At 67.7% G+C, this 17,337-nt stretch carries 6 protein-coding genes; 3 read left to right on the top strand and 3 right to left on the bottom strand.

Annotation, left to right across the window (positions count from 1 at the left end; genetic code table 11):
- Positions 1-7 precede the first annotated feature (7 nt).
- From ACVN90_RS16975 to ACVN90_RS16965, 3 genes are all read left to right on the top strand, one after another.
- A complete protein-coding gene (locus tag ACVN90_RS16975) occupies positions 8-1,984 on the top strand; it encodes a DUF2264 domain-containing protein (RefSeq protein WP_475102148.1) in 1,977 nt (658 codons plus the stop codon).
- On the top strand, positions 1,981-2,982 hold the full coding sequence (locus tag ACVN90_RS16970) for a hydroxyacid dehydrogenase (protein ID WP_475099374.1): 1,002 nt from the start codon (positions 1,981-1,983) through the stop codon (positions 2,980-2,982). The genes ACVN90_RS16975 and ACVN90_RS16970 overlap by 4 nt, the downstream gene beginning before the upstream one ends.
- 118 nt (positions 2,983-3,100) lie before the next feature.
- A complete protein-coding gene (locus ACVN90_RS16965; RefSeq protein ID WP_475099373.1) occupies positions 3,101-4,204 on the top strand; it encodes a rhamnogalacturonan acetylesterase in 1,104 nt (367 codons plus the stop codon).
- A gap of 61 nt (positions 4,205-4,265) precedes the next feature.
- On the opposite strand, the gene ACVN90_RS16960 is transcribed toward ACVN90_RS16965, so the two are convergent.
- From ACVN90_RS16960 to ACVN90_RS16950, 3 genes are all read right to left on the bottom strand, one after another.
- Entirely contained in the window at positions 4,266-7,010 is a 2,745-nt protein-coding gene (locus tag ACVN90_RS16960; RefSeq protein ID WP_475099372.1) for a PxKF domain-containing protein, read from the bottom strand.
- A 102-nt stretch (positions 7,011-7,112) separates the two neighbouring features.
- The gene (locus tag ACVN90_RS16955) at positions 7,113-11,417 is read right to left on the bottom strand and encodes an OmpL47-type beta-barrel domain-containing protein (RefSeq protein WP_475099371.1); all 4,305 of its coding nucleotides are present in this window, start codon (positions 11,415-11,417) and stop codon (positions 7,113-7,115) included.
- Between the two features lie 97 nt (positions 11,418-11,514).
- Complete coding sequence (locus ACVN90_RS16950; protein ID WP_475099370.1) at positions 11,515-17,142, bottom strand: family 78 glycoside hydrolase catalytic domain; 5,628 nt, start codon at positions 17,140-17,142, stop codon at positions 11,515-11,517.
- Between the last annotated feature and the right edge of the window lie 195 nt (positions 17,143-17,337).

Here is a 17,337-nt window from a genome sequence, read left to right as displayed (position 1 = left end):
GGTGACGATGACGTACCAGGGGACACGAGCGCCGCAGACGACGGCACGCCAGGGGTGGCAGCAGGTCGCGGACGACCTGCTGCGCGCCGTCGTCCCGTTCGCCTCGCCGAGCGGCTCGCTCATCACGCTGCCCGGGCCTTCCAGCGCCTCCGGCCGCTGGAGCGACGGACTCGAGGGCTTCGCCCGCACCTTCCTGCTCGCGGCCTTCCGCGTCCGCGGCGCCGGCGGCGAAGATCCCGCCGGCTCGCTCGAGCGGTACGCCCGCGGACTCGCCTCGGGCACGGATGCTGCGAGCCCGGAGCGGTGGCCGACCATCACCGAGCGGCGTCAGGCCGTCGTCGAAGCGGCATCGATCGCGATCGGCCTCGCCGAGACGCGACCGTGGCTGTGGGACCGGCTCGATCCCTCGGTCCAGGAGCGAACCGTGCGGTGGCTGGCGGGTGTCGTGGGCACCGGCGGGTACACGAACAATTGGATCTGGTTCCAGAATGTGATCGAGTGCTTCCTCGCCTCGGTCGGCGGGCCATGGCGCCAGGACGATCTCGACCGCAACGCCGACATCCAGGAGAGCCTTTACGTCGGCGACGGCTGGTACTCCGACGGCGCCGGGCCCGATGGCGCGCGCCGCAGCTTCGACTACTACGCGGGATGGGCGTGGCACGTCTACCCGCTGATGCACGCGCGGATCCGCGGCATCGAGCTCGAACCTCTGCACAGGGAGCGCCTGCGCGCGTTCCTCGACCAGGCACGCGATCTCGTCGGCTCGCACGGCGACCCGCTCTTCCAGGGCCGGTCGCTGACCTACCGATTCGCGATGCTCGCGCCGTTCTGGGCAGGAACGATCGCGGATGCCACGCCTCTGGCTCCCGGCGAGACCCGCGCTCTCGCGGCGCCGGTGCTTGACCGCTTCGTCGCCGCCGGGAGCGTCGATGACCGCGGACTCCTTCCCATCGGCTGGCATCGAGAGTTCCTGCCGATCCGGCAGGTCTACACCGGCGCGTCGTCGCCGTACTGGGCGAGCAAAGGAATGCTGGGTCTGCTCCTTCCGTCGGATCATCCGGAGTGGGCGGCCGAGGCATCCGTCTCCCCGCGGGCCGAGGTGAGCGCCCGCACCTTGACGGCACCCGGGTGGCTGGTGGTGCGTTCCGAGCGCGACGGTGTGGTGCGCGTGCTGAACCACGGGTCGGACGGTTTCCGCGGACCCGCGGGCGCCCCGCGCGCGGACAACCCCTTCTACCAGCGGCTCGGCTACTCCTCGGCGACCTCCCCCGCACTGACGCGGGCAGCGGTCGCCGAGCCGTTGGAATCACACGTCGCGCTGCTCGATGGCCGCGGGAAGCCGTCCCATCGCGACGCGATCGAGCCGGTGCACGTGGGCGGGCGCGTCGCGGTGTCGCGCTCCCGCGTGCACTGGCTCGACGGACCGTCCGACGACGACGCCTCCGATGTCGCGGGATGGACGTCGATGCGGCGCGGTCCTCGCGTCACGGTCGCCTCGGTGGTGAACGGGGTGCAGGAGCTCAGGCTGGCGTGGTGGAGCGATGCTCCGGCGGTGTCCACACCGACCGCGGCCGGCGCCGCCGACGAGGTGTGGCCGGCGGACCCGGGACCGTGGACATTCCGCATCGGCGGCTGGTCGCTGCCCGTCGCCTTCGGCCAGTGGAGCGCGGCCGCTGCCGGCGCCTCGCGCGCGGACGGGCTGACGAGTGCGGTCGTGGGACTGCGGGGCCTCGAGGACTCGGGCCTGGCCGAAAGATCCGGCGGCGATCCGTTCGCCGCCGGATCGGTCACCCCGTGGGCCGAGGGAACCGCCGCCGCGCAAGCCGGCTCGGTCGTCGCCGCACTCGTAGCACTCGGCACCCCCGGTGCCGGGCTCGACCCCTGTTCGGTTCCGTCGATCGCCGTCCAGGCGGAGTGCATCGTCGTGCGATGGCCGGACGGAGCGGTGGATGTCGTCGCTGCCGAGGGTGAGGCGCTCCTATGACCCGTCCGCCCGCCCTCCTGGCCATGGAGTCGACACAGCTCGCTTCCGATGTGTTCGGGCCGCGCGCCCGCCGGGATCTGGAAGGGATCGTCGCACTTCACGACACGGTGCTCACGCCCGGGCTCGCGGCGATCCCCGCGCGGACGAACGACATCGAGATCCTGATCACGGGTTGGGGCGCGCCTCGTCTCGACCGAGCCACCCTCGCGAACTGGCCCCGGCTGCGCGCCGTCGTCCACGCCGCCGGGTCGGTCAAACGGCTCGTGACGCCGGCAGTCTGGGAACGCGGCATCCGTGTCTCCAGCGCTGCGGGTGCCAACGCGGTGCCCGTCGCCGAATATACACTCGCGACCATCCTGCTGAGCGCAAGCGATGTTCTGCGGTCCGCACACGACTTCGAGCGCACGCACGACCTGCTGGCGGCGCGCCCACGCGGCGACGTCGGGGCATTCGGCATCACCGTCGGCGTCATCGGGGCCTCCCGGATCGGTCGCAGAGTGCTCGAGCTGCTGCGCCCGTTCGACATCGACTGCCTGCTGGTCGACCCGTCGGTCACCGCACTCGAGGCGGCCGAACTCGGCGCGGAACTCGTGCCGCTGCCTGAGTTGCTGACCCGATCCCAGGTCGTGACCGTCCACGCGCCCGCACTGCCCGAGACCTTCCACATGATCGGGCGCGAACAGCTCGCCCTCATGTCCGACGGCGCCACCATCATCAACACGGCGCGAGGCTCGCTCATCGACACGGACGCGCTCGTCGAAGAGCTGCGCGCCGATCGGCTGCGGGCCGTGCTCGACGTGACCGATCCGGAGCCCCTGCCGCCGGGGCATCCGCTCTTCTCCCTGCCCGGCGCGACCCTCACGCCCCACATCGCCGGTTCGATCGGGAACGAGCTTCGACGACTCGGTCACCACGTCGTGGCCGAAGTCGAACGATTCGTCACAGCAGGCGAACTCGCCGACGAGGTCACATCGCCCGATCTCGCCCGCATCGCCTGAGCGCCGACTGCTGTCGCGATCGGTTTTGTCCGGATCCTCCCGCAAGACAATATGCCTGACCAGACTTACTTTCGCGCCCAACGCCGGGCGCGGATGCATCCGAAAGGACGATGAAGTCATGAAGGTCACTTCCTCCCCCACCCGCCGACGCCTCGCGGCGTCCGCGTTGTCGATCGCGCTCGTCGCCACCGGCCTCGCCGTGCCGGCCGCAGCGCAGGCGTCGCCGCCCGGACTCGACCAGGCCGGGCCGCGGATCGATCCCGCGCTGCTCGCGTCGTGCACGGGCGAGGTCCCGATCGTGTGCACCTTCGAGGGCCTGGCACCCGGCAACTACGACGTGACGGTCGACCTCGGCTCCGAGGTCGACCCCGCGAAGACCGAGATCTACGCCGAAAGCCGCCGTCTGGTGCTCGCCGCGGTCGACACCGCCGCCGGCGAGCACACCCGCAGGTCGTTCACCGTCAACGTCCGCGACCCCGAAGGACAGCAGAACCAGCCCGCGGGCACCGGCACGCCAGGGCTCAGACTCACCTTCGCGGGGGACGCCCCCGCCATCGCCGGCATCGGGATCCGACAGGCCCTTCCGCGCACGCGGCAGGTGGCCCTGATCGGCGACTCCACCGTCACCGACCAGGAGACCTGGCCCTACACCGGCTGGGGTCAGCGCCTCCCTGCGCACTTCGGACTCGGCATCAGCGTCGTGAACCACTCCGGGTCGGGCGAGAGCTCCGAGTCCGTGCTCGCCAAGTCCGAGCTGTTCGACGCCCTCGAGCCGCAGCTCGGAGAAGGAGACCTTGCACTCATCCAGCTCGCGCACAACGACAAGACCACGACGGCACAGCAGTACCGCGCGAACCTGACCGAGCTGGTGGATCGCGTGCGTGCACGCGGTGCGACTCCTGTGCTCGTCACCCCGATCGTCCGCCTGCGCTTCACGAACGGCGTGATCAACCCGGTCGGACTCATCGTGACCGATCTGGCGGATCTCCCCGCGGAGATGCGCGCCGTCGCGACGGACTTGGACGTGCCGCTGATCGACTTGACGCAGCGCAGCCGCGACCTGGTGGAGACACTGGGCCCTGTCGACGCGGAGCCGATCTACCTGATCCGGATCAACGGCGACCGCACGCACACCTCGGAGTACGGCGCAGGCGTGTACGCGGACATCGTGGCCGAGGAACTGCAGAAGCTCGATCTGCTACCGGGAGCCGGGTGGCGCTGAGCCCTTATCCGCATGCGGTTCGGCGCGCCTCGGCGCACCGAACCGCATGCGTCTCCAGGCGCTATCTCACACCCACGGTCGCGAAGTAGGTCTGCCCATCGTCGAGCTGCACGCCGATGCGCCAGTAATAGCCCGCGCCGGTCACCTTCCAGTTGTACTGATACAGCCCGGGCGTGTAGCGGAACGTCGAGCCGCTGTCGGCCGTGACGGACGCGAAGTCCACTTCGCTGATCGGTGCGGAGGTCGGCGAGCCCTTGATCGGCGCGAGCCACTTGGGCGCGCTGTTGCTCTGCACGATCCGACCGTCGGCATCGGCCAGGAGGAAGTGAACGGGGAGCGTGCTGCCGGCTTTGTAGATCCCGACAAGCGGCAGCACCGGGTACAGGTCGATGACGGGCGGGAGGAAGCCGAGGAAGAAGTAGATGACCCGGTAGGTGCCGGTCACCGTGGTCCTATTGCCTGCGCGGTCGGTCGCGACGGCCGTGTACGAGAAGGTTCCGACTCCGTTCGCGGTTCCGCCCGTCACCGTCACGACGCACCCCGCGATACCCGAGTAGGCATCGGTCGCCGCGCACGACGCCGTCGGGACGGCCCCGAGCATGAACGTGCCTCCCTCGACGGAGATGTCCGCCTTGCGCAGTTGCGGCTTCTCGCGGTCGATCTTGATACCGCCGATGCTCGTCGACGCGGTGTTCCCTGCCCGATCCGTCGCCGTGCCGGCCGCAGTGTTGGAGGCGCCGTTGTCGGACAGGACCAAGTCGTCGGGGCACGCAGCGACGCCGGAGAGGGAGTCCGTGCACGTGAAGCGCACCGTCACGGGCGACGTGTACCACCCGTTGGCTCCGAGAGTTCCCGCGACGATCGCCGCGGTGATCGTCGGCTGCGTCTTGTCGATCCGGACGGTCACCGTGTCGCTGCCGATGTTACCGGCGGTGTCGCGAGCCGTCCCGGTGATCTCTGTGCCGTTCGTCTCGCTGGTCAGGGTGGTGTCACCTGTGATACTTCCGGGATGGATGCCGGAACCGGCGTCGTTGTCGCGGGCGTCGAAGTGAACGGTGGCGTCGGTGTTGTTCCAGCCGTTGGCGTTCGCGGCCGGTGAGACGGTGTGGGTGACGGTGGGTGCGATGGCGTCCCAGAGCAGCTCGGTGGACTTGGGCTCCTCGCTGTTGCCGGCCCGGTCGACCGCCCAATAGGTGATGGTGGCACCGCCCGCCGCGTCGATCGGCACCTCGACGGTCGCGGTCGCGGCATCCACGATGCGCTCGTCGCCCTGGCCGATGCGGTAGTGGATCTGCGCCAACCCCGACAGGCCCGCCTGGTCGGTCGCCGTCATGACGACGATGGCCGTGGCGCCCGTGCAGTAGCCGTTGGCGCGGACGCACTGGTTATCGATGGTGGTGCTCGGCGCCGTTCCGTCGATGTTGATGCCCGACACCGTCGCGGTCGCGGTGTTCCCCGCGAGGTCGACGGCTGGTGCGCTGGTGACGCTCTGGCTGCCGCCATCCCCGGAGACGAGCTGGCTGGTCGGGCACTCGGCTACACCCGAGAGCGCATCCTGACAGGTGAAGTCGACGACGACGGCGTCGCGGTACCACCCGAAGCTGTTCGCCGGCGTGCTCGGGCTCCCGGTCACGACCGGCGCCGTCCGATCGATCTTGATGCCGGTCACCGTAGCGGGTGCGCTCACGTTCCCGGCCTTGTCCGAGATCGTGACCGGGCCCGCGCTGAGACTGCTCCCCTCGCCCGTCACCGTGGTCGCGGCGGGCTGCGTCGCCGGATCCAGGCCTGACAGCCCGTCGTCGCCGGCCCACTCGACCACCGCATCATCGTTCAACCAGCCCGCCGCGTTTGGCGCGGCCACGAGCGCTCCAGAGAGTGTCGGAGCGGTCTTGTCGATGTTGACCGGACCGACGACCGTGCTCGAGTGGTGGCCCAGCACGTCGACGGCGTCACCGGGCACGGTCTGCCCGAGCCCCTCGTTCGTCAAAGTCACGTCGCCCGCGCACCCGGCGACCCCGCTGTCGTCGACACAGGCGAACCGCACCGACACGTCGCTGTTGTGCCAGCCGAACGCGTTCGCCTGCGGCGTCACGGTGGACGTGATGATCGGCCCCGCGGAGTCGCAGTCCACCGCGTTGTAGGCCGCCTCATACGTCGTCGGCTTCGGGACGCCATCGATCGTTTTGGTCGCAACGATCGTCGCGACCCCCGCAGGCAGATTCTTCCCGCTCGCCGCGAACGTCATGTAGTTCGGTGTTCCCGCGCTTAGTTGCGAGACTGTTCGGTCTCCCAGTGCCGTGGTCACCTGCACATCCGCCGGAACGGACTCCTTGTTGAGGACGTAGACGGCGAGCACGGGAACCGCGTTCGTGCACTGCGCCCGCGCATTGACCGCGATGGACGTGGCCGCTCCACCGATCGGGTACGACAGGGTGATCGGCGCGCTGGGCGGCGACGCGGACGAGGTGCCCGACGCGTTCGTGGCGGTCACCGCGAACGTGTAGGACTTGCCGTTCACGAGACCGTCGATCCGGCAGGTCAACTCGCCGGCGGTCGTGCAGGAGCGGCCGCCGGGCGTAGCAGTCGCGGTGTACTGCAGGATCGCCGACCCACCGTCATCTGCCGAGGCCGGCCAGGTGACCCGGGCCGCCCTGTCACCGGTCACAACCGTCGCCCCCGCAGGAGCGCTCGGCACCGCAGCCGCGGCGGCCGGATCGACCGCCAGGGCGACGTTGCCTGCGACCACGACCGCGACCGCGACGAGCACGGCGACGGCTCGCCGGCGAAGGGATGAGATGGCGGTCATGGTGCACGTCCTTGAAGAGAATCTGGCTGTTCGGCCGCGCCTCGGCGAGACGGCGCGGTCAGCGCCGGCCGGCCGGGACGCGGATCCCGGCCGGCCCGATCGCTAGTTGCAGGAGACCGCCGTGTAGCCGGCCTCGTAGGTGGTTGTGACGGGGGCACCGCCGACCGTCTTGGTCGCGTCGATCGACGCGACGGCCGCCGGCATCGCTGCGCCCGAAGTGGTGAACGTGAGGTACACGGCCTTGCCCGCGGCGAGGGATGCGGTCTGCGTCCCGTAGGCCGTCGTCACCACCGCGGTCACCGCCACCGACTCCTTGTTCAGCACGTACACCGCGAGCGACGGCTTCGCGTTCACGCACTGCGCCTTGGCGCTGACCGAGACCGACACGTTCCCGGCCGTGCCCGGCGCGAACGACGGCGTCGCCGGAGAAGTGGGCGCGGAGGCCACCGACGTGCCGACGGCATTGGTCGCCGTGACCAGGAAGGAGTAAGCCGTCCCGTTCGTGAGGCCCTCGATCCGGCAGGTCAGCGCGCCCGTGGTCGTGCAGGTCTTCCCGCCCGGCACCGCCGTGACGGTGTAGCCGGTCACGGCCGACGTCCCCGGATCGGTCGGCGCCCCCCAGGTGAGCTTCGCCGCGGCATCACCGAGTGCCACCGTCACACCCGTGGGTGCGCCGGGAACCCGGCCCGCCGGCGGAGCCGCGGGGATACTCACCACACCCGTGGTGCTCACCTGACCGGCGACGTCCGTCGCACGGAAGTACACCATGTGCGCCGCTGCATCCGGCGCCCCTACCGGGCCGGAGTATGCCGTCCACGCTCCGGCGTCCAGCTGATACTCCACCGACGCGACACCCGAGCCGGAATCCGACGCCGACACCGCAACCTTCCTGGCCTCAAGCGAACCAGTCACCACCGGTGCCGTCAGATCCAGCTTCACCTGCAGGTGCCTCACCTCTGAGACATTCCCCGCCTCGTCGGTCGCGCGATAGCTGAACGTGCTCGCACCCTCCGGGATCGACACCGCCGAGGAGTACGCACTCCACGCCCCCTCGCCCAGCCGGTACTCCACGCTCGCGACACCCGATTCCGCATCCGACGCGGACACACTCGCTGACACCAGTGACACGAACCAGCCGTTCGCCCCGTCGGCCGCTGCCGGCGACGACACCGCCGACACCAGCGGCGCCACCGTATCGGGCGTGGCGGCAGCCGACGTGTAGGACGCGACCAAGGTGAAGTAGCTCGTGGTGTCGTTGGACGATCCGTTGTTGCCGCCCAGGGTGAGCGCGGTGCCTCCGGCGACGTCCTTCGCGAAGAGCACGAACGTCGCCTGCGATCCGTCATCGGCTTGGGCGCGGAGGGCAGTCTCCACGAATCCTTGCTGCGCAATCCACGAAGGCCACCAGGTTCCGCGTCCTCGCGCGTCGAACGCCACATAGACGGTCGAGTCTTTCGCGGCTGTGAACGTGAGATAGTTCGTAGTGTCGGCCAAGCGCTTGTCGTCGTTGGCGCCGGGGATTAGGACGGCACCGGTCAGCCTCTCCGGATACCGCACCAGTTTGTTCGTGCGGTCCACGTATTGAACCGCATTGAGTTCCCCGCGTCGCACCGCCTGGAGCTTCGTGGGAGAGGTGACAGTGACGTCACCTGGCTGGATCGTGAGCAGATCGACGTCGACGACGACAGGGGGCGCCAGGGCGGTCGTGCGCAGCGCATTATCCGGGTCGTCGAAGACCGCGGACACGCCGACCTCGAGGATTCCACGCTTACCACCCTGCCGGGTCAGGCGCCACGACGCGGAGATGGCAGCCCCGGCCGCTACAGACGCGAACGTGGTGGGGGATGTCGGCTGCGCCACCCACCCGGCAGGCAACTGCGGCGTGAGCTGAACTGCCGTGACAGGCGCGGCACCGACCGCCGCCTTGTTGGTGAACGACGCAGTCACATTCACGCTTCCGCCGACGGGCGGGCCCGTGAATGGTGCCAGCGACACCTCGATCGGCGTCTTCTTGACGGCGATCTCATAGACGATCGTGTTGATGTCCAGGCCCTGGCTGAGGTTGACCGAGACGTAGTGCCGGCCACGGTACCAGTACGCCTCGTCGCTGAGTGTGATGGGCGCGGAGAGGAAGGTCCCATCCGCCTGGAGCGTCGCAGAAATGGGTGTCGTGCTGCGGTCGAGGTAGAGGCGGAGCGCACCGGCGGTGACGAACGTGGGGTGATTCGACAGATCGACTTTGCCCGCCAGCCGGAAGGTGCTCGTCGGTATCGCCGTGATCGGGCCTTCTCCTGCGCGGTTGGCTGCAAGCAGCGGGATCGGGTTGATCCCCGTCGCCGTCGCCGTCGGCTGGCCGATAAGTCCGAGGGGCTTGGTGTTGTACGTCGTCGTGACCGCGGTGGTGCGGTTGACGTACTTCAAGTTCTCGACCGTGAAGTCACCGATGAACTTGTTCGAGCTGAACGCCGCAGCCGGATTGAGTGTCGAATGCAACGTCACGTCCTTCACGCGCACGTCGTCCACCGGTGACCGTGAGACAGCGCTCGAAAAGCGGAAGACAGTAGGGTTCCGCGTCGCGGGCAGAGCGTCCCCCGTTCTGATGTTGTCGAACCGGATGTTGCGAATGGTGGGGTCGTACACATCCGCGTTCGGCAACGAAACGGTCTCGGAGTAGTCCGCGTCGAACTCCACCACGCACCAGTTGACGTTCTCGATGACGCTGTCGCGTACGTAGAAGTTCTCGATCGCCCCGCCGCGATTGGAGTTGGTCTTGAGCTTGAGGGCCATGACGAGGCCGGTTCCGCCGAAGGTGATGTCGTGGACGAAGACGTTCCTGACGCCGCCCGACATCTCACTTCCCGCGGAGATGCCCGCGGAGTTGCCTCCGTCATTGCGGAAGATGCTGTCGCGCACGATGATTCCGTCGCTCGCATCGCGGCGATCACGTCCGTCGCGGTTGCGTCCCGCCTTGATCGCTACTCCGTCGTCGGACACGGTCACGTTCACGTCTTCGATCACGACGTTCTTCGTGGACTCAGGGTCGATGCCGTCGTCGTTGTTCCAGCCGGTCGACTCGTACCCGGTCGTCATGTTGCTGTAGATGTCGACGCCGCGCACCAGCACGTTCTGGGAATTCAGCGGGTGGATCTGCCAGAACGGGGCGTTACGAACCTTGATGCCTTCGATGAGGATGTTGTTCGAATGGTTCGGCTCGATGAAGTTGGGACGGAACGAGGACTTCAGTACCGTCGCATCGGTGGGCGTCGGAATCTCCACGACATGATCGCCCTGGATGACGGGGATCGTAGTGGGGCGGGTTCCATCGGCGGTGAAGATCCGCTTCTCGACGGGCGTGCCGTCGAAGTTCATTTGATTGAGGATGCCCTGCTGGCCGTAGGTGGCGGTGAGCGAACGGTCCTCCGAGTTGAGTTCACCCCAATAGCCCTTCTTCCACGGGCGCCAGTTCCACATGTCCTCCTGGCCGTCAAGAGTGCCGCCGCCCGTGATGGCGATGTTCTCCTGGTTCAACGCGCGGATGAGTGGCGAGAAATTGTAGAGATCGGTGCCCTCGAAGCTCGTGAGGGTGACCGGGTAGTACTCGTTCGTCTTGTTCCGCATGAATCTGACGGTCGCGCCCGCCTCCACACGCAGGTTGACGTTGCTGAGCAGCTGGATCGAACCCGAGTAGTAGACGTTCGGGTCGCCGTTGCTGGACCCACCGGCGGGAACCACGACGGTGCCACCGCCCGCGTTGCTGCAATCGGCGATCGCGGCGTTGATGGCGTCGCCGTAGTAGACGACCTGCTGTTCGGCGAAAGTGAGCGGCGACGTGGTCGAGGATGGCTTGTTGGCCTGGTTGCCATTGGCGTACCTCTCGGTAGCGGTGCGCACCTTCGCCGCGTACGCTGCTGACGTCACATTGCAGACGCTGTCCGGAAAGACCGGCGTGTTCGCGTTGACGGTCTCGTCGATCTCGTCGTAGCGCTCCTGATCCCAGTAGTCGCCGTCACCCGCGACTGCGGCGGCGTCGAATACCTGGATTTCGTAGCGGTGCGCAGTGGTGCGGTCTGCAGCTGTCACAGCAACAACGTCTCCCGCAGCAATCTGCCCGGTACGGGGCTGACCCGCCGCGGTATCCACTCGCCGGGACTGGCTCGAGCCGTCAGAGGCGCCGAGGTCGGCGAGGACCTGGTCGGCTGTCGCGCCGGGCTCGACCGTGATCGTCGATGTGCCGACGGTGCGGACGACATCGGCGCTCTCCAATGCAACGACGACGGTTCCCGTGGACGCTGGATCTGCGGCCCGGGCGGGAATCGGCGTGGCGACGAGCAACCCTGTGACGATGGTGGTCGCGACGACCGCAGCTGCCGTACGCCGGCGGTCCAGTGAGATGGTTGAGCGAGCCATGGTGCGCGTCCTTATGGTCGGGGTCGGTCTCTCGGCGTCGACGAAGGGACGCGGAGCCGGCGCGGTCGGCCGGGACGAATCCCGGCCGACCCGCCCGCTAGTTGCACGTGATGGCGGTGTAACCAGCTTGATATGTCGTCCGCACCGCGGCGCCGTTGACCGTCTTGGTCGCCACGATCGACGCGGCGTCCGCGCCCATCGTCGCCCCCGTGGTGGTGAACGTCAGGTAGGAGGCCTTGCCCGCCGCCAGCGTCGCGGTCTGCGTGCCGTAAGCCGTGGTCACCGCCGCGGTGAGAGGCACGGACTCCTTGTTCAGCACGTATACCGCCAGCGACGGCTTCCCGCTCACGCACTGCGCCTTCGCGTTCACCGACACCGACACATTCCCCGCGGTACTGGGCGCGAACGACGGCGTGGCCGGAAACGTCGGCGCCGACGCGGCCGATGTGCCCACGGCGTTCGCAGCGGTCACCGAGAACGAGTACGCGGTCCCGTTCGTCAGACCCTCGATCCGGCACGTCAGCGCACTCGTCGTGGCGCACGTCTTCCCACCCGGCATCGCCGTGACGGTGTACCCCGTGACCGCGGACGATCCCGGGTCTGCAGGGGCGACCCACGTCAGCTTCGCCACAGCATCACCCAAAGCCACCGACACACCCGTCGGTGCACCCGGCACCCGACCGGCCGGCGCGGGAACCACCGTGAGGACGGCAGTGGCCGATGTGCTGCCGAGGTAGCTGCCCGCAAGGTCGGGTGCGAAGACGGCGCTGAGCGTGTGATCTCCGACGGCCAGATCCGCGGGCAGTCCGATGGTGGCACTGCCGGCGCGGTCCAGCTCAGATGCACTCGTGATCGCTCGCTCCCCATCCATCAGGGTCACGGCTCCCGCAGCCGTCCGCTCGTCTGAGGCGGTGACGTGCACGGTCGCGGTGACACTGCTTGAGCCGAAAGGCTGCTGCGGAGCGCTCAACTGCAGGGACGTGGACGTCGTCGCTGGCGTCACGTTCACCGTTACGATGCTCGACGCGCTGCCGGTGAAGTCATCCGCGTCGGTGGGAACGAACTCGGCTGTCACAGCGTGCTCACCGACCGGGAGGTCTCGACCGAGCGAGAACGAAGCTGCGCCTTCGGTCACCGGGACCGTGCCCAGCTCGCCCTGAGCGTCGCGGAAGACGATGTCACCGGAGGGGGATCCGGCGGACGCCGAGACCGTGGCACGCAGCGTGGTGCGAGTCGGATCGCCGTATGAGCGGCTGTCGGACGATGCAGTCAGCTCCGTCGTGGTGACGACCGCGTCGGTCTTGAACACGAAGTGCCGGTGTCCACTGCCCACCTTGATCGACTGCTCGTCATCGGAGAAGGTGCTCACTCCGGATGCGCCCCCACTGTCGACGAAACGTCCGCCCGCGATGCGCGGCAGGACGACGGTCGCCGTCACGTTGACCGGAACATCGACGTCGAGCGTGTAACCGGCTCCGGTGCCTGAGAAGGAGACCGCGACCGGACCTCGCTGCGTCACCACCGTGCCCGACGCCGAATCGAGAACACCATGAGCCGGGTCGATCGAGACGCTGGCCGCGCCGGCCTCTGTCACGCGGACGCCGAGGAAGTCCTCGAGGACATCGACCGCGGCGGTTGCGCCCCACCCATGGGACTGGCTCTCTCCGTTCGTCGGCGTGTTCCACTGCTCCCATGTGAACGTCGCGCCCTTGTTCAGGAGCTGCGCCCAGCCGAGGTCTGAGCCGTTGGTGAGCAGCGACAGCTCGGCGTCGGCGCGTCCCGCCGCATCCAGCCCCTTCACGAGGATGTCGGCCGTCATGGGCCCCTGCTTCATGCCGAGGCCCGCGACATACGCCGCCATGGAGGCGACTCGGGACGAGGGCGCGATGCCGAAGGCGAGAGCGTACGATGTGGCGTGCTGGCCCGCATGAGCGCTCTGGGCACCGCTGGAGAGCAGCCCGTCCGAGTAGTAGCCCGACGCATTGATGAGCTTCGCATTCATGACGTCGCGCAGAGCTGCGGACCGCGCCTCGAAGTCGGCCCGGTCGCCTGTCTTGCCCAGGGCGGCTGCCGCTGACGCCGCGCTGTCGAAGGCGCGCACAGCGAGCGCGTTCACCGTCGTGCGTGCATACGTGCTCATGTCGTACCCGAACCGACCCGCCGCCGGCCAGTCGACGATGCCGTACTGATATGAACTGGTGCCGCCAGGCAGCTGCACCACCAGTCCCGCGAGGTTTCCGGTGGCCGGGATCGAGCGGGTGGCGTAATTGGCCGTCTGCTTGAGGTAGGGATATGCCTTCTCCAGCAGTTCCTTGTCGCCGGTCTGCAGGTAGTAGTTCCATACCCAGTCGACCAGGTTGAGAGTGAAGTCCGGGATGTCGCGTGCCCCGTCTCCGTTGGGGTAGACCGCGTTGTACCGGCCCAGGTTGTTTCCTGAGTTCCAGAAGCGGTCAGCAGACGAAAGGAACTGGAGTATCGCCTTCCGGCTGGTGGCTCGCTCGGACCAGGTCGTGGTCGTGACGGCGGAGATGTTGATGGAGTCCTGAAGGAACTGGCCCTTCTCGCGGGTCGGCGTGTCAACGAAGCTGTTCTGCGCCGAGTACAGCGCCGAGCGCTTCATCAACTCGAAGACGGCATTGAGGGTGGAGTTCGAGCTCGAGAAGTTCGACTCCCGGGCCTTCGGCACCTCGGCAGTGATGATGGTGGCCCACACATCCTCCGTCGTGAACGTCTCGCCAGCCAACGCCGGTATGGCGAGATAACGGAAAGCGAGGTGGTCGAAGGAGTCGTAGTGCTGGGCTCCCGCCTTCTGCGTGTAGACGAAAGTCAAGTTCGTCGCCTGGGTGCCGGTTGCCGGGGACGTGTTGATCGCGCCGGTGGACGTGAGTTCGTACCCCTCCTGCAGGGTCACGGACTGGCCCGCCTGTCCGTTCTCGAAGGCGACGCCGATGCGCGCTGGAATGACCTTTCCGAAGTCCAGGACGGTCACTCCAGAGCTCAACGTCGTGCTGGAGACCGGGTGTACGACCGTCTCGGTGGTATGCCCGAGTTCCGCCTGAAGGTGCGGGAAGGATGCCGTGGGATGCGGTCCCGCGACGCCCACTGACGCCCACCCGCTGGCGTCGAAGCTCAGTGACGTCCAGCCGACGGGCAGTTTCCGTGCGTCGTACTGCTCGACGAAGTCGCCTTCGCTGTTGCGTGTGGTCGTTCCCGAGAACGGAGTGGCCGTCGTCGCCTTCCATGTTCCGTCGGAGCTGATCGTCTGGGATGCGCCATCAGTGAAGTACACGACGACTTTGGCAATCGCCCCCTGTACGCCGGCAGCCCGGCTCTGGCCCGCACCGTACCAGCGGGCGAGCAGTCCGATCGAGATGGCGCTGTCCGAGCCGATAGCCGACGTGATGTCCCAGCCCTGATATCGCAGCTCGCTCGAGTAGTCGAACGACTCACCCCGTCCGATGCGGGTGCCGTTGATCGACAGCTCGTAGGCGTCATCGGCGGCGACGTAGGCCAGAGCCTGCTTGACCGCCTTGCCGGCCGCCAGGTCGCGCTGCGTGCGCGTCATCCAGAACAGATTGCTGCCCGTCGCTGCGGTCGAGGTTGCCACGGCCCACTTGCCGGTGCCGCCCGTGAAGTCGTCGGAGAAGAGCACGCCCCCGGACGCATCGCGCACCACGAGGTCGCTGAACGCGCCCACCTCGCTTGCGCCCTCGCGGAATCCGATCGTCCCAGACCCATAGAGAGCATTGGTGGTGGTGTCGACGAGGACACCGTCGACGTACGTCTTGATCGTCGAGCCGCTCACGGCGATCCGCAGCTGATAGACCTGCCCCACGGCGAAGCTCACCGCAGTGTTCGTGCCCAGCGTCGTGAAGCTGCCACCGGTCTGGGTGTGCTTCTTTAGACCTGTAGCCCCGAGTTGCCACATGTACCCGGTTCCGCCTCCTGCGCCGCTCGCGCGGAACATGAATCCCGCTGCGGTCGTGGCGATCTTCGCCCGGAAGCTCACGGAGTAGTCCGTCCAGGTGGATCCCGTGCCTGCGAGCGTCACGCCGCCGCCGGTGATCTGGGTCCATCCCGCTGACGGTGTCGTAGCAATGTGGCTGCCGCCCGCCGATGAGACCCAAGGCGCGAGGGTGGCGGCGAAGTTCGTGTCTGCGAGGCTGCCCGCCGCCCCCGATGTGGTCGTCGAGACCGTGACGGTCGGGCTCGTGCCGTTCTTGTACTTATAGTCGGTGTACGTGCCAGTGCCCGACGTCCACTTCTCGGAGAGGAGGGTGGTGCCGGAGGTGTCCTTGACGATGACGTTCGAGAACGTCCCCGACTCTCCGGTCGACTCGCGGAAGCCGATCGTTCCCGTCGTGTACGTGGCATCCGTCCACGAGTCGACCTGGACACCGTCGACGAAGGTGGTGAAAGTCGACCCCTGCACGACGACCTTGAGGTGGTAGGTCGTGCCCACGGCGTAGTTCGTCGTGACCGGGTTTCGTCGCGCGGACGTCGTGTAGGTGCCCGAGTCAAGGCGATGGGTCTTCAGTCCACCGGTCGCCGCGAGCTGCCACATGTAGCCGTTGCCCACCGTAGATGTGCCCGATGTCGAATAAGTGCCACGGAAGACCACAGCCGCTGCCAGTGAAGCGATCTTGACGTCGGCCTCGAGCGTGTAGTTGGTCCAGGCGTACCCTGGCGCGTACAGCATGATGTCGCCCAGGGTCGAGAGGCTCGAGCTCGACGACGGACCGGCGATCGTGCCCCAGCGGGTGGTCGTGCCGACTGAGCCGACGGAAAGATCCGCGAAGTCGGCGACCGTGCCCTCGGCCTGGTAGAAACCGGCGGTTCCGGTGGTCAGCGTGGTGTCGGTGAGAGTGTCGACGGTCACGCCGTCGATGACGGTGGTGATCGTCGACCCGGACACGGTGATCGCCACCCGGTAGCGCGTCCCAGCCTGAGTGAACGGAACCGAACCGAGCGACGTGGTCGTCCCGTTGTGCAACACGCTCCGGGTGAGCGTGCCGTCGGCGATCGACCAGATGTAGGCATTGCGGAAATCGCTGGAGGCGCGGAACGCGATTCCGGCGGCACCGGTCACCGGGCGAGCCTCGACGCTCACGGTGTAGTCCGTCATCGCGAAACCGCCGTTGTGAAGCGTGAGACCGCCACCCGTGACCCGAGCGCCCGTGCCGGGTGTCGAGTTGACCATCGGCCCGGTGCCCGGCGCCTGGATCCACGAGGCGCCCCAATCGTCATCCGTGAGTCCCGTTGCGAAAGTCGCGGGAGCGCTCTTCGGAGATTGTTCGTCCGCGCCGTCCCAGGTCCGGACCGTCCACGAGTAGGGGTGTCCAGGCTGGAGCGCCGGCCCATCGTAACTGACGTTCGATTGCTCGGAGGACGCGACCTTGCCGGAGTCCCAAACCTGGGAATCGTCCACCGCGTCCGTGACGACAACCCGATACGCGGACTGCATCTCGTCGCGGTCCGCATCCACGGGCCACCATGCGAAACGGGGGTTTCCCTCGACATTCAGCGGTCGCTCAAGATCATTCGTCGTCAGCGCCGTCGGCGCTTGCGGGGCCTGGTTCGCTGCCGCGGTCGCCGTGGGGGCCGTCGGGATGCTGCTCAGCATCATCGCCAGCGCGGTCGCGGTGCTCGTGGCCGCGATGATGAGCCGGTGCCGGCGTGCGCCCCGAGTCGGGCTGAGCTGAGCTGGAGCGTGCGCGAGAGTCATACTTCCCATCTCCGTTGGTGGGTAATGAGGCGGAGCCGTCGTGATCTGAATCGATTCAGATCAATTCATTCGTGGACGGTAGCACGCGCGGGCGGTGGAAGGCAATGTCGGAAGTGAAGTTTCTGCAAGCGTTTCTCCGGCGGAATCACGCGCGTTGACCCAAAGGCTGTCGAACCCTGACCGCGAAGGGCGGAT

The organism is Microbacterium sp. F01 (assembly GCF_056156365.1).
The sequence above is the reverse complement of the archived record's forward strand: the minus strand, read 5'-3'. Positions and strand labels throughout refer to the sequence as shown.